The 12,961-nt window shown below is 68.8% G+C and carries 13 protein-coding genes and 1 pseudogene; 6 read left to right on the forward strand and 8 right to left on the reverse strand.

Going from position 1 to position 12,961, the window contains the following annotated elements:
• Nucleotides 1-167: 167 nt before the first annotated feature.
• Together ABZZ74_RS30745 and ABZZ74_RS30750 are read right to left on the reverse strand one after the other, a co-directional pair.
• The gene (locus ABZZ74_RS30745; protein ID WP_356770435.1) at nt 168-860 is read right to left on the reverse strand and encodes an alpha/beta fold hydrolase; all 693 of its coding nucleotides are present in this window, start codon (nt 858-860) and stop codon (nt 168-170) included.
• A 20-nt stretch (nt 861-880) separates the two neighbouring features.
• Entirely contained in the window at nt 881-1,906 is a 1,026-nt protein-coding gene (locus tag ABZZ74_RS30750) for an AraC family transcriptional regulator (RefSeq protein WP_356770437.1), read from the reverse strand.
• Nucleotides 1,907-2,094: 188 nt separating this feature from the next.
• Here ABZZ74_RS30750 and ABZZ74_RS30755 point away from each other — a divergent pair, with 188 nt between their 5' ends.
• Both ABZZ74_RS30755 and ABZZ74_RS30760 read left to right on the forward strand, forming a co-directional pair.
• Entirely contained in the window at nt 2,095-2,937 is an 843-nt protein-coding gene (locus ABZZ74_RS30755) for an alpha/beta fold hydrolase (RefSeq protein ID WP_356770439.1), read from the forward strand.
• Nucleotides 2,934-4,097, forward strand: a complete 1,164-nt coding sequence (locus ABZZ74_RS30760; protein ID WP_356770441.1) for an LLM class flavin-dependent oxidoreductase — start codon at nt 2,934-2,936, stop codon at nt 4,095-4,097. Before ABZZ74_RS30755 ends, ABZZ74_RS30760 begins: the two co-directional genes overlap by 4 nt.
• A 32-nt stretch (nt 4,098-4,129) precedes the next feature.
• On the opposite strand, the gene ABZZ74_RS30765 is transcribed toward ABZZ74_RS30760, so the two are convergent.
• Both ABZZ74_RS30765 and ABZZ74_RS30770 read right to left on the reverse strand, forming a co-directional pair.
• Nucleotides 4,130-4,939, reverse strand: a complete 810-nt coding sequence (locus tag ABZZ74_RS30765) for an IclR family transcriptional regulator C-terminal domain-containing protein (protein ID WP_356770443.1) — start codon at nt 4,937-4,939, stop codon at nt 4,130-4,132.
• Nucleotides 4,940-5,111: 172 nt separating this feature from the next.
• A complete protein-coding gene (locus ABZZ74_RS30770; protein ID WP_356770445.1) occupies nt 5,112-5,711 on the reverse strand; it encodes an NAD(P)H-dependent oxidoreductase in 600 nt (199 codons plus the stop codon).
• 309 nt (nt 5,712-6,020) lie between these two features.
• Here ABZZ74_RS30770 and ABZZ74_RS30775 point away from each other — a divergent pair, with 309 nt between their 5' ends.
• From ABZZ74_RS30775 to ABZZ74_RS30785, 3 genes are all read left to right on the forward strand, one after another.
• A complete protein-coding gene (locus ABZZ74_RS30775) occupies nt 6,021-7,184 on the forward strand; it encodes a CoA transferase (protein ID WP_356770447.1) in 1,164 nt (387 codons plus the stop codon).
• Complete coding sequence (locus ABZZ74_RS30780) at nt 7,181-7,984, forward strand: citryl-CoA lyase (RefSeq protein ID WP_356770449.1); 804 nt, start codon at nt 7,181-7,183, stop codon at nt 7,982-7,984. The genes ABZZ74_RS30775 and ABZZ74_RS30780 overlap by 4 nt, the downstream gene beginning before the upstream one ends.
• A 252-nt stretch (nt 7,985-8,236) precedes the next feature.
• Nucleotides 8,237-8,578, forward strand: coding sequence for a hypothetical protein (locus ABZZ74_RS30785; protein ID WP_356770571.1), 342 nt, complete (start codon nt 8,237-8,239; stop codon nt 8,576-8,578).
• A gap of 150 nt (nt 8,579-8,728) precedes the next feature.
• Here ABZZ74_RS30785 and ABZZ74_RS30790 read toward each other — a convergent pair whose 3' ends face one another.
• Genes ABZZ74_RS30790 through ABZZ74_RS30800 form a run of 3 tightly spaced genes read right to left on the reverse strand, consistent with a single transcriptional unit; the run spans nt 8,729 to nt 11,361 of the window.
• A complete protein-coding gene (locus ABZZ74_RS30790) occupies nt 8,729-9,937 on the reverse strand; it encodes a cytochrome P450 (protein ID WP_356770451.1) in 1,209 nt (402 codons plus the stop codon).
• Between the two features lie 45 nt (nt 9,938-9,982).
• A complete protein-coding gene (locus tag ABZZ74_RS30795) occupies nt 9,983-11,158 on the reverse strand; it encodes an FAD/NAD(P)-binding oxidoreductase (RefSeq protein ID WP_356770563.1) in 1,176 nt (391 codons plus the stop codon).
• A gap of 5 nt (nt 11,159-11,163) precedes the next feature.
• Nucleotides 11,164-11,361, reverse strand: a complete 198-nt coding sequence (locus ABZZ74_RS30800) for a ferredoxin (RefSeq protein ID WP_099933971.1) — start codon at nt 11,359-11,361, stop codon at nt 11,164-11,166.
• Between the two features lie 313 nt (nt 11,362-11,674).
• Here ABZZ74_RS30800 and ABZZ74_RS30805 point away from each other — a divergent pair, with 313 nt between their 5' ends.
• Nucleotides 11,675-12,250, forward strand: coding sequence for a TetR family transcriptional regulator (locus ABZZ74_RS30805; RefSeq protein ID WP_356770453.1), 576 nt, complete (start codon nt 11,675-11,677; stop codon nt 12,248-12,250).
• A gap of 389 nt (nt 12,251-12,639) precedes the next feature.
• On the opposite strand, the pseudogene ABZZ74_RS30810 reads toward ABZZ74_RS30805, so the two are convergent.
• A pseudogene (locus ABZZ74_RS30810) lies at nt 12,640-12,849 on the reverse strand (IS30 family transposase); the annotation flags it as partial.
• Between the last annotated feature and the right edge of the window lie 112 nt (nt 12,850-12,961).

The following is a 12,961-nucleotide window of genomic DNA, read 5'->3' on the forward strand; positions in this document are numbered from 1 at the left end:
CATCTGTCCGTCAGGCGAGCATGGGTCGACGGTCGCGCGCGGCTCTTCCCCGGTCAAGAGCCGGGAGAGGCAGGGGAATCAAGCCCTGCGGGAATCGGATGAATCTCGCGGAGAGCGGATTCTGCGCGGAACCGGACCGCAGCGTCATTGGCAGCGGGGCCGGGATCTCAGGTCCTGACCGTTCGCGCGGCATGTGCGGCCTGCTCGGCCAGAAGCGCCGCCAGCCGGTCCGGGGCGGAGAAAAAGGGGGAGTGGTCGCAGTCGACCTCGATGCTCTCGGTGGCGCGTGCCGCGCATTCGCGCTGCGCCTCGACCCGGACCGTCCGGTCCTTCGTGCAGACCACGTAGACGGACGGCGCGGACCTCCACGCGGGCTCGATGATCGGCGTTCGCGGTACGCGGCTCGCCATCGGCCGCCACCGCTGAGCCGCCAACTCGGCCATGTTCGGCGGAGAGTGCGAGTAGAGGACCTCCCGGGCCTCCTCACGCAGGATGACGGCGCCGTCTTCGCCCGTGTCCCATGCCGTCCGGAACTCCGGATGGCTCCAGCGGGGCGTGTGCGCCGCGGCTGACTCTCCGGCCGGTGGCATGCGCGCGGCCACGAAGACGAAACGGTCCGCTCCCTGCCCTCCGGCGGTCACCGGCAGGCCGCCGTAACTGTGCGCGACCAGCACGACGGGCCGTGCCCGCGCGATCTCGCGGACGGCCTCCCGCACAGCGGCGGTGTCGTCCTCGAAGGAGGTGAACGGAAGGTCGATCGCCCGGCCGGCGACGCCGACGCGATCCAGCCGCTCCAGGACCGGAGCCCAGCACCAGCCATCGTGGTTGGCTCCGTGTACGAAGAGAATCAGGGGGTCCACAGCTCGCTCTCTGTTCAACGTCAACGGCGCATCGTCGCGGACGGCGACTCTCCAAAGCGCTCTTTGTAGGCGGCCGCGAAGCGGCCCGTGTGAGTGAACCCGTGGCGCAGAGCCACATCGGTGACCTTCACCCCGGTGGAGGGGTCGGCGATCAGCAGTTCCTCGTGGACCTGTTCGAGGCGGTGGCGGCGGACGTACGACATCGGTGACGTGCCCAACTGCCGACGGAACGCCGAATGCAGGGAACGTTCGCTCACCCCGGCGAATTCAGCGAGGTCAGCGACCGTGAACGCGGCGTCGGGGGACGACTCGATGAGTTCCACGACGCGCCGGACCACACGGGGCGCCGGCAGCGGCTGCGCCGAGAAAATTCGGTCGGTGTAGTTGTGCCGTTGCCCGAGCAGCAGGGCGGTCAGGATGCCGTGTTCGATCTCCTTGGCGAGCACCGGGGGAGGGCCGGCCTTGCCGCACTGTTCGAGTGCCCGCTGCAGCGTGCTGATCGCGGCCGTGATGCCCTCGCCGCCGCGCTTGAGGTCCATTTCGGTCTCGAAGCGCAGGGGCGCGTGCAGCGGCTCGTTGAGCAGGTTCCGCAGACAGCGGTCGATGAGGGCCTTGTCGACGGTCAGCATGAGCTGGCGCAGCCCGGGGGACCAGCGCATGCTGACGGTCTCCGGGAAGCAGAAGACCGCCGCCCGGGCCGGGTCGGCGACCGCGGTGGCCTCACCGGTCGAGCCCTCGTCGATGAGCATGGTGCCGCCGAAGACGAAATTCACGCACACGTCGCTGATCGGCGGCGTGCAGGAGATCTCCACCGCGGGGCCGTAGCCAGAGGCCATCAGGCCGATGCCGTTCAGCTTCCGGTATTCGACGCGGGCCTGGAAGGGACTCCCGCGCTCCAGCACCTTCATGCTGTGCACGTTCTTGAGGAGTTCCTGCGTCCGTGCCCGCGCCTCGGACGGGTCCCGCGTGTTGATCAATCGGCCGTAGGGAACGCTGGTGCCCTCCGGTATCAGCCCCTCGTCCATCGACATTGACGGAGCGCGCATGACTACCTCCACCATCGGACGCCTGTCCGTATGACGTCCAGCTCGCAGAATCCGTGGCTCCGGCCGGTATGTCAACTGTGGTGCGGGAAGCGGCCCAAGGCTGCGGCATCCGGCTCGGTGCCTCTGCCGCCCACTCCCTACCTTCGGACGTCAGCAGCACAAGAGCCGGAGGTAGTGCAGTGACACAAGTGACGACCACCGAGGCCGGGCGGGACGTGAGCAGTCCGCACGCCGAGGATTTTCTCGAGGTCCCCGGAGGGCGGGTTCACCTGCTGCGGGGCGGTAAGGGGGCCCCGGTCCTCTTTCTGCACGCGGCCGGCGGCGCGGGCCAATGGCACCCATTCCATGAACTGCTGTCGCGCGGTTTCGAAGTTTTCGCTCCCGACCACCCGGGGTTCGGCGGGTCGGACGAGTTCCCCGAGCTGGAGGGCGTCGACGATCTGGTCTTCCACTACCTCGACGTCATCGAGCGGCTGGGGCTGGAGCGTCCGCACATCGTGGGCGCGTCCTTCGGCGGATGGGTCGCGGCGGAACTCGCGGTCGCCCGCCCGGACTTGATCGGCTCGCTGACCCTGCTCGGCCCGGCCGGGCTGCGGCTGCCGGCACATCCGCTCGCCGATCTGTTCCTCATGACGCCGGACCAGGTGGTCGACGCACTCTTCAAGGACCCCGCCAAGGCGTCGGCCCTGTTCCCCGGCGAACCGGACGTCGACGACATCCTCGCGGCGTACCGCGACATGACCGCCCTTGCCCGCTTCTCGTGGCATCCGTTCCTGAACAACCCGAAGCTGGAACGCAGGCTGCACCGCATCACCGCGCGCACACTCGTCGTCTGTCCGGCCGAGGACAAGGTCGTCCCCGTTGCCCACGGAGCGCGCTACGCCGAACTCATTCCTCAGGCCCGGTTCGCACAGGTCGAGGACTGCGGTCACGCGATGTATTTCGAACGTCCGCAGGAGTTCGCCCAGGTTGTCACCGAATTCCTGGCCGAAGCCGATGCCAGGACCGAGCTGAGCGGAGCGAGCCGATGAAGTTCGTCTTCTTCCACCTGATGCCCTACCCGTACCTGCCGGACGACTTCGACGAGAAGTACCCGAGCCCTTCCCTCACCTTCCCGAACAAGTTCTTCGACCGCGAACTCGGCAACCGGCTCTACCACCGGTACCTGGACGAGCTTGAGCATGCCGAGAAACTCGGTTTCGACGGGATCGCCGTCAACGAGCACCACCAGAGCGCCTACGGCCTGATGCCCTCGCCGAACCTCATGGCTGCGGCCCTTGCCCGGCGTACGGAGCGGGCGCAGATCATGGTGCTCGGCAACGCGATCGGCGTGCGCGGCAATCCGCTGCGGGTGGCGGAGGAGATCGCCATGCTCGACCACCTCAGCAATGGGCGGGTGGTCTCCGGATTCGTCCGCGGCATCGGCTGGGAGTACTTCGCGCAGAGCGTCAACCCGACCCGGTCACGGGACCGGTTCAACGAGGCCCACGACCTGATCATCAAGGCGTGGACGTCCGACGAACCGTTCCAGTGGGTCAGCCCCAACTACGAGTACCGCTACGTCAATCTGTGGCCGAGGACGGTGCAGGAGCCGCATCCGCCCATCTACATCCCCGGCGCCGGCAGTACGGAGACGATGAAGTTCGTCGCCGAGCACGGCTACACCTACATGTCGGTCTACGCCCCGACGCCCCTGGTCCGCCGCTGGTTCGACGGACACCGGCAGGCGGTGGAGGAACTGGGCATGGAACACGACCCGGTGAAGTCCGCTTTCTCGGTGCCGATCTATGTGGCGGAGACCGATGAGAAGGCCCGCCGTGAGGGACGGCGGCACATCGAGTGGCTGTTCCACCGCGGGCTCAAGCAGAGCTTCCCGCAGGTCTATCCGCCGGGTTACATGTCGCCGGGCTCGATGCGCGGTCTGCTGATGTCCGGAATGAAGCCGTACACCGAGACGTCGTACGAGGAACTGCTGGCGGGCGGATACGCCGTCGTGGGCAGCCCCGAAACCGTCGCAGCCCGGCTGAGCGAACTGCAGGCGCAGCTCGGCTTCGGCCAGCTCATCGGGCTGTTCTCGATCGGAGACATCACCGCCGAGGAGATGAACAGGAGCATGGAGCTGTTCGCGTCAGAGGTGATGCCCGCCCTGCGTCCGCTGGGCGTCGCGGGCAAGGTGCCGGCATCCTCCTGACCGGTACAGCCCACGCTCGCCCCTCGGCCCGATCAGCCGGCCCGGGGGGCGAGCGTGGCGAGGGGACGGTTCTCCCATGCGGCCCAGTCGGCGCTGATGTCGCCGGCGGTGCGCAGCAGCAGGGGAAGATGGTGTTCGACCAGGCGGCCGACCGAGGTCTCGGCGGCATGCGCGTTCACGTTCACCGCCGCGACTGTGCGGCCCTGCCCGTTGCGGATGGGCGCGGCGACGGACCTGATGCCGAGAGCGAGTTCCTCGTCGGTCAACGCCCACCCCTTGGCCCGTACGTCGCGGAGCATCTCGTCGAGTTCGTCGCGCTGAAGGTGGCGCCGGGGCGTGATACCCGACCTGCTGGGCTGAGCGAGGACGCGGTCGAGTGCGGGACCGTCCAGGGCGGCAAGCAGCACTTTGCCGAGAGACGTCTGCACGGCGGGGAAGCGGGTGCCGACGGTCACCGACAGCGTCACCAGCTTGGGCATGGCGACCCGGGATACGTAGACGATGTCGGATCCGTCGAGCTGCGCGATCGAGCACGACTCCCGGGTGCGGTCGACCAGGGCACGCAGGTGAGGTTCCGCCAGCTCCCAGATGTTCTGCGAGCCGATGTAGGTCATCCCGAGTTCGAGCACGCGGGGCGTCAAGGCGAACCCGGCTTCGTCGCTGCGTACGTATCCCAGCTTCTGGAGCGTGATGAGAATCCGGCGTGCTGTGGGCCGGGCGAGCTGTGCCTCGGCTGCGACCTCGCTCAGCGTCATGTACGGCCTCCCCGGCTGGAAGCAGCGCAGAACGTCGAGCCCTCTCGCGAGGGCCTCGATGAAATCCGGACCGGCGTCCCGGCGCATCTGTCGTCCCTCCACGCCTGCGAAATGGGCGGACGGGCCGAATGACCGCCCACCGGATGGTTGTCCGCCACTGTACCGCCGCCCGCTCCGCAGATGGCAGGTCCAGGTCGGCGCACGGCGCGACCGTGGGACGGCGCTGAACGCTGCCCCACGGTCACGCCGTGCGCCCACCTCACGCCTGCACCGGAGCCAGCACCCTCTCGTCTCCCAGCCGAGCGGCGGCGAACTCGACGACCTGCCGGCCGACGGTCTCCAGCTGGAACCGGGCCGACTCGTCCGTGCAGGCGCCGGTGACCGGGTCGAAGAGCCCCGGCATCGAGGCATTCAGCGCTGCACCCATCGGGGTAGGCCACCCTCGCAGCGCGTGCGCGCAGGTGCGCAGGGTCTGCAGGGTCGCCACACTCGCTTGCCAGCCGTAAGCGACGGCGATGCAGCCGACCGGGAGCCCGGCAAGGTAGGAGCGCTCGTCGTCTCGCAGGTCCTCGACATAGTCAAGGGCGTTCTTCACCATCCCCGACACCGTGCCGTGGTAGCCCGGGGACGAGATCAGCAGTGCGTCCGCGTCACGCAGCGCCGCCACCAACGCGGTGGCCCCCTCCGTCCTCGCCGACTTCTCGGGATCGTAGAGCGGAAGGACGAGCTCCTCCGCGGTGATCAGCTCGATGGTCGCGCCTGCGTCCGCCGCAGCCGCGGCGGCGACCCGCAAGGCGCGCTCCGAGCTGGAGTTCTGCCGCGTCGTCCCGCCGATCCCCAGGACTCGTGTCGTCTGCACGCCCATGGCGTCCTCCACAGTGCGATCTCGTGCTCGTCATCGAGCGTTCGGTCCGTTGTCCGTAGGGGCGACGGTAGGAGGGGGCGGTCGGCGGCACGAGCCGCTTCCGGCACGGTCGAGCCGTTTCCGGCAACAGGACCACCTCTCCCTGCCGTACAACGGACTTACGTCCGCACAACGGTTACTTCAAACCTCACGCGACGGACGGCATACCTTCCACGCGGAGGTGGCGGTTGACACTGGCTGTATCAGGAACCCAAACTATCGGACAGTCGTCCGCATGGCGGACATGTTGAAGGGTGTCGCCCGATGACCGACACAGTTGGAGCCCTCGACGGGCTGCTGATCGCCGACTTCTCCCGCATCCTCGCCGGGCCGTACGCCACCATGCTGCTCGGGGACATGGGCGCCGAGGTGATCAAGGTGGAATCGCCCGCCGGTGACGACACGCGCACCTGGGTGCCGCCGGTCCGGGACGAGGTCTCGACCTATTACCTCGGCATCAACCGCAACAAGCGGTCCATCGCCCTGGACCTCAAGAACCCCGGGGACCTGCGCCTGGCCAGGGAACTCGTCTCGCGCGCCGACGTCATGATCGAGAACTTCAAGCCCGGCGGCCTGACACGCTTCGGCCTGGACTACGACACGGTCAGCGCCGACAACCCGGGACTGGTCTACGCCTCGATCAGCGGTTTCGGCACCACGGGTGGGGCGTCCCTGCCCGGCTACGACCTCCTGGTCCAAGCGGCATCGGGCCTGATGAGCCTGACCGGAGACGCGGACGGCCCGCCGTATCGGGCGGGGATCTCGGTGTTCGACGTCATGACGGGGATGCACGCCGCCATCGGCATCCTGGCCGCCCTGAACCACCGCAACGCGACCGGGGCCGGACAGCACGTGGAGGTCAACCTCCTGTCCTCAGCGCTGTCCGGACTGGTGAACCACACCTCCGCCTACGTGGCCGGCGACGTCGTCCCGCACCGGATGGGCAACGCACACCCCAGCCTGTTCCCCTACGAGCCGCTGCCCACGGCGGACAAGGACCTCATCGTCATCGCAGGCAATGACGGCCAGTTCCGCAGACTCTGCGCCGAACTCGGCCTGGACGAGCTGCCCGAGGACCCCCGCTTCGCCGGCAACGAGGCCCGCACCCGCAACCGCGAACAGCTGGGCCCCCTCCTGGTCGCCAAGCTCAAGGAGCGCCCGGCGGACGAGTGGTTCAAGAAACTGTCCGCGGCCGGGATCCCGTGCGGACCGATCAACCACGTGGACGGCGGTGTTGCCCTCGCCAAGGAGCTGGGGCTCGACCCGGTGGTCACCGTCGGCTCAGGACCGCAGGCGACACCGATGATCCGCAACCCGATCACCTTCAGTGCCACCGCGCCACGGCACATCCTTCCTCCCCCCGACCTCGACCAGCACGGCGACGAGCTGCGGGCCTGGCTCGCGGCGGACAAGGACGTGGACCAGTGACTGCCGGACAGCCCCAGTACCCGACCGGACTCGGCACATCGGATGCCACCACCATCAGACTGCTCGGCCATGACCTGGCGAACGACCTGATGGGCCAGGTCGGCTTCGGCGAACTCGCCTTCTGGCTCGCCTCCCAGCGCCGCCCCAGCGCGGGCGAGGTTCGGCTCTTCGAGACAGTGTTGGTCGCGCTGGCCGACCACGGCTTCACCCCCACCGCCATCGCCGCCCGTCTAACCCTGCTGTCCGCACCGGAGTCCATCCAGGGAGCCATGGCCGCCGGCCTGCTCGGCGGCGGCTCCCGCTTCCTCGGCGTCACCGAGGACACCGGCCTCTTCCTCGACGAGGTGATCACTGCCGCGGGAGACCCGCTCCCGGCCACCACCGAGGAGTGGGACGCCCTGGCCGGCCAGGCACTGGCCGAACGCAAGGCGACCAAACGGTTCGTGCCCGGCCTCGGCCACCCCGTGCACAAGGAACGCGACCCGCGTACAGCAGTGATCATCCGCATCGCACGCGAGGAAGGCGTTTACGGCCCCCACCTCGCCCTGTTCGAGGCCCTCGGCCGCATGGCACCCGAGATCCTCGGCCGGACCCTGCCCCTCAACGGCGCCGGCGTGTGCGGTGCCGCACTCGCCGACCTCCGCCTCCCCGCCGAGTTGCTGCGCGGCTTCGCTCTCCTGGCCCGCGCGGCCGGACTCCTCGGCCACCTCGCCGAGGAACTCCGCCGTCCCATCGCCGCCGACATCTACCACTCGGTCGACCGCAACGCCCGCTACGTCGCCGGTGACGCCGTCGGATAAACAACCGCAAGGACAGGAGGGGCTGCCTCGGCGGATGGAGAAAGCCCCTCCTGCGGTGCCCGTCGGTGAGCCGGGGGGCGGGATCCACAGAGGACGGGGACTACGGCACGACCACCTGACGGCCGGTTGCCTGGCTGCGGGATTACGCCTCGCACCGCCCATGTGGACCGGCTCCAGCCAACCACGTGGACAACGCCCGCCGGTACGCGCGCCCTGCTGCCCCCCAGCCAGATCCCCCACGCCGCGGTGGAGATGGCCGCCCGCTACCTACCGTCGGGCGGCGACGCCGAGGTGGGCGGCGACTGGTTCGACGTGATTCCGTTGCCCGGCGCACGGGTCGGCCTCGTCGTCGGCCATGGCATCAACGTGTCCGCCACCATTGGCCCCTCCGTCCTGACACGCCCCATCCCCGGTCACCGGCCAGCACCGCCGGCCAACCAGCAATGGAATCCCGCCATGCCCGCTGAACAGTACGGGCGCCGACACCACCGCCTTCTCGCCGCACAGCTCTCCGGCCTCGCCGGCCCAAAACCATCCGTGGCTTTCGCACCCGCCACGGCGGTGCCGGAAGCGTTGTCAGTTCGGCGGAGGTGAGTCCCGGACGGGTGAGGGACCGGCAGTGGTGCGGGCGTGGTGACGCTCAGCAGCCGGACGATGGCGGGGCGGACGGGAACAGAGGGTGGTGCCCCTTGTGTGACGGCGGCAGGGGAACAAGGAGCTGCTGTCACCTCTGGGTGGATTCGGTCACCAGGCCACCGGAAGAGCGGTGACGCCGTACACGAAGCTGTTCGTCCGCATCTCGATCTCGTCCGCGGGAGCGGCCAGACGCAGCGTCGGGAACCGTTCGAGGAGCGCGGTAATCGCGATGCGCAGCTCGACACGGGCCAGTTGCTGGCCGAGGCACTGATGGATGCCGAAGCTGAAGGCCAGGTGAGCGTTGGCGGAGCGGCGGCCGATGTCGAGGGTGTCGGGGTCCTCGAAGCGCTCCGGGTCACGGTTGGCTGCGAACAGGGCGGGGATCACCACATCGCCCTTTTTGATCTGCCGTCCGCGGACCTCGACGTCTTCCAGAGCGGCGCGTTCCAGGCCGTACTGCGGGATGGTCAGGTAGCGGAGCAGTTCCTCGACCGCGTTGTCGATCCGGCCGGCCGGGTCTTCGCGCAGCAGTGCCAGTTGGTCGGGGTGCTGGAGCAGGGCGAAGGTGGACAGGGTGATCATGGTGGCGGTGGTCTCGTGACCGGCCACGAGAAGGCTCATGCCGAGGGCGGCCGTCTCCTCCAGGGAGAGCTCCTCGTCCTGGGCGAGTTCGCTGAGTATGTCGTCCGTCGGCTGGGCGCGCTTGTGACGGGCCAGTTCGTGGACGAAGTCCAGGAGCTCCTGGTTCGCCGCGGCATACTCTTCCGCGGTGCTGCCCATTTTCAGCAGGGCGGCGCTACGGGACTGGAACTCCGCGTGGTCCCCATAGGGCACGCCGAGGAGTTCGCAGATGACCAGTGAGGGGATGGGCAGGGAGTACGTCTCGACCAGGTCGACCGGGGGCCCCACGCGTTGCATCTCGTCGAGGCGCTCGTCGACGATCCGTGTGATGGCATCGGAGAGCTGGGCGACCCGCTTGGTGGTGAACTTGCCCTGGACCTTGCGGCGCAGGCGGGTGTGGTCCGGCGGGTCCATAGGGTTCATGTTGCCGGGGCCGGCGGGCCGGCGTGCGGAGAGCATGGTTCCGATGGCCGAGGTCCGCAGTTCACCGCGGGAGCTGAAGGTCTCGTGGTTGCGCAGGGTCGCGTAGACGTCGTCGTAGCCTGTGAGCAGCCATCCGTCGGTGCCGTCCGGCATGGTGACCGGGCACACCGGCTCCTTCTCCCGGAGCTCGCTCAGCTCGGGGGGCGGGTCGAACGGGCAGCCTTTCGCCCGCTGAACGGGGATCGAACGACGCTCGGGCAGGGTTTCCGACATGGGGATTCCTTTCTTCATGGGATGTGGACGAGGCGGCGCGGCGCATCAGGGCGTCCGGGCCGCCCCCACGGCGTTACGCCAGGCGGCGCGCAGGGCGACGGACTGCCGCCATGCACGGACCACCTTCGGCGGCATACCGACGCCGAGGACTCCGGTGAGGCGGTCGCCTCTGCGGTAGGCGGCGACGAACCGGCGGGAAGCCAGGTCGCCCTCCACGACGGTGACCTCGTCGTGTCCGCGCAGGTAGCCGTGGGCCTGGATCTTCATGCCGTACTGGTCGGACCAGAAGTACGGCACCGGCGCGAAGGACTTGCGCGCCTGCGGGTTGAGCAGATTGCGGGCGGCGGCCACACCCTGTTCGGCGGCGTTCGTGCGGTGCTCGACGCGCATCCGCGTATCGAAGAGCGGGTTGTGCCACGAGGCCACGTCGCCGGCTCCGTACACGCCAGGGGCAGCGGCACTGAACTCGTCGCACACCAGGCCGTCGCCCACGGTCAGGCCGCTGTCCTCCAGCCATTCGGTGTTGGGGTGGGAGCCGATGGCCACGAGTACCTCGTCGGCCCTGAGCACGCTGCCGTCGCCGAGGCGTACGCCACCGGAGACGACCTCGGCGACTGTCACTCCGGTGCGCAGGTCCACGCCGTGCTCGTCGTGGAGGGAGGAGAGCACGCGTCCGACGTCCTCGCCCACCGCGTGGGCCAGTGGCACGGAGGCCGGCTCCAGCAGCGTCACCCGCGCGCCCAGACTGCGGGCCACTGAGGCGGCCTCGGAGCCGAGGAATCCGGCTCCGACCACGGCCAGGTGGCAACCGGGCCGGATGCGGTCCCGCAGAGCGAGCGCATCGTCCAGTGTGCGCAGCACATGCGCCCGCTCGCCGGGCAGCCGACGCGGCCGTACACCCGTTGCCACGACCAGGCCATCGAAGCCCACCTCGGAGCCGTCGGCCAGCGACACCGTACGACCGGTCAGGTCCAGTCCGGTCGCGGCGAGGCCGAGGCACAGCTCCAGGCGCAGGGCGTCCAGATCGGACTCCGGGCGCAGCGGGAGCCGGTCGGCGGCCCACGATCCCGACAGGATCTCCTTCGACAACGGCGGCCTGTCGTACGGCGACAGGGACTCGTCGCCGATGAACGTGATCGCACCCTCGTACCCCTCCCGCCGCAGCGTCTCGGCGGCGGCGAGCCCGGCAGCCGAGGCTCCGACGATCGCGATCCGGTTCAGGGAGTTCACGATTCGGTCAGCCGTATCGCCGCGGCCGGGCACACCGCCGCCGACTCCCTCACGGCGTCATGGTGGTCGGGTGCCGGGGCCTCGTCCAGGAGGATGACGAGGCCGTCTTCCTCCTGCTGGTCGAAGATCTCCGGGGCGAGCAGGACGCACTGCCCCGAGGCGACGCATTTGGGAGCGTCGACTTCTACCCGCATAGGCATAGGCGTATCACCTCAACTGTCATGGCTGGCTTGTTCACTGCGGCGCACAGCGTGCTGTCGGCGGTAGGCCGTCACCCAGGCGCCATGGGAAGCAGTCTACGAGTTATTGGCCTAAGCGGACAGTAAGTCCGGAAGGGACATGAAGTCCCTGGATGACATAGCATTACTTTCGGCCAGATGGTGGGGATGAGCGGAGACGGGTGACGTGAAGTGCGGCGACACGGCGACAAGCCGACGAGGCGCGCCGGACGCGGAGCGGAGAACGGGCCGTCCGCCACTGACGGAACGGCGCAAGGCCGAAACGAGGATGGAGATCGCCCGCGAGACAGTGCGACTGTTCACGAGCAAGGGCGTCGCCGCGACCTCGGCCGATGAGATCGCGGAAGCCGTCGGCATCTCGACGCGCACACTGCGGCGGTACTTCCCCAGCAAGGAAGCATGCGTCCAGCCATTACTGGCAGCGGGGGCCGAAGCGGTCACCCGGCGACTGCGCACATGGCCGTCAGGGCGCACCCTGAGAGAGGCCGTGAATGACTGGGAAGACGGCGACGCCCTGATGGACGAGCCCGATGTCGCCGCGAGTCTGGAACTCATCCGCCTCACCCGCACCGAGCCGGGACTGAAGGCCGTATGGCTTCAGACGTACCACGAATACGACGGTCAGCTCGCCGAAATCCTCGCCGAGCGCGCAGGTTGTGACGCTGATGACCTGCACATCAGGATCCAAGCCGCGACGATCAACGCTGCCCTGCGCGTGGCCGCGGAGCATTACGCATGGCGGGAGCGCGTTGGCCGATCCGAGCCGGGCCAGAATGAAAGTGCGGGACTGTCGGAGGCACTCCGCACCGCCGTGTTGACAGCGGCTCAAGGGCTCCCCGACTGAGATGGCGTGCGGCGCGTTGATGACACCGGAAGGACCGCAGGTTCTCCGAGTTGGAGCGGCTGCGCCGACCGCCCACGAGGACGATGGGCACCGCGTTCTCCCAAGCGCTGGAGCGAGTGGACGAGATCGGCTCGTTCTCGCTCGGGCGGCTGACGCTGTCACCAATATCGGTGTTCTCCGGCTTCGTCGGCGGCCCCTCGCCCAGGAACCAGACGATCTCGGAGATCAGCCGCCGATCACCGGCACGGCCGCACGGGATCTCCTTCGCCACGGCCTCGCCCCGCGCCTGGTCGCGGCCGTGCAGTACAACCGTCGCGCCCTGGCGGGCCAGGTTCCGCGCGACATCCTTGCCGATCCCCAAGGAACGCCTGTCGTCAAACGATGACCACTCAAGCGGTCAGCGCACCACCGCTGTTCAGGAAGTCAGCGTCGACCTCTGCCGGTGTTCGACAGCCATGTGTCTTGCGCGGGCGATGGGTGAGCTCGTAGGCGATGGCGTCCAGGTCGGCCTGGCTGAAGGCGCGGAGGTCCGCGCCCTTGGGCAGGTGCTGTCGAAGCAACCGGTTGGTGTTCTCGTTGGTGCCGCGCTGCCACGGGCTGCGCAGGGACAGGGCCCGCTCCCTCGGTGTCACGGACGTCGTCGCTGATGCCGCCAAATGGGCCGGCGCGGGCTTCGATCTCAATGTCCACTACGCAGGCTTCGGCACCACC

The sequence above is a fragment of the Streptomyces sp. NPDC006476 genome (assembly GCF_040612015.1).
GTDB lineage: Bacteria > Actinomycetota > Actinomycetes > Streptomycetales > Streptomycetaceae > Streptomyces > Streptomyces griseorubiginosus_B.

Bases quoted from the DNA above. Each gene is read 5' to 3' on its own strand.
- ABZZ74_RS30800 (WP_099933971.1), bottom strand. From the start codon at position 11,361: ATGCGGGTAGAAGTCGACGCTCCCAAATGCGTCGCCTCGGGGCAGTGC.
- ABZZ74_RS30760 (WP_356770441.1), top strand. From the start codon at position 2,934: ATGAAGTTCGTCTTCTTCCACCTGATGCCCTACCCGTACCTGCCGGAC.
- ABZZ74_RS30765 (WP_356770443.1), bottom strand. From the start codon at position 4,939: ATGCGCCGGGACGCCGGTCCGGATTTCATCGAGGCCCTCGCGAGAGGG.
- ABZZ74_RS30750 (WP_356770437.1), bottom strand. From the start codon at position 1,906: ATGCGCGCTCCGTCAATGTCGATGGACGAGGGGCTGATACCGGAGGGC.
- ABZZ74_RS30785 (WP_356770571.1), top strand. From the start codon at position 8,237: ATGGCCGCCCGCTACCTACCGTCGGGCGGCGACGCCGAGGTGGGCGGC.
- ABZZ74_RS30805 (WP_356770453.1), top strand. From the start codon at position 11,675: ATGGAGATCGCCCGCGAGACAGTGCGACTGTTCACGAGCAAGGGCGTC.
- ABZZ74_RS30790 (WP_356770451.1), bottom strand. From the start codon at position 9,937: ATGTCGGAAACCCTGCCCGAGCGTCGTTCGATCCCCGTTCAGCGGGCG.
- ABZZ74_RS30775 (WP_356770447.1), top strand. From the start codon at position 6,021: ATGACCGACACAGTTGGAGCCCTCGACGGGCTGCTGATCGCCGACTTC.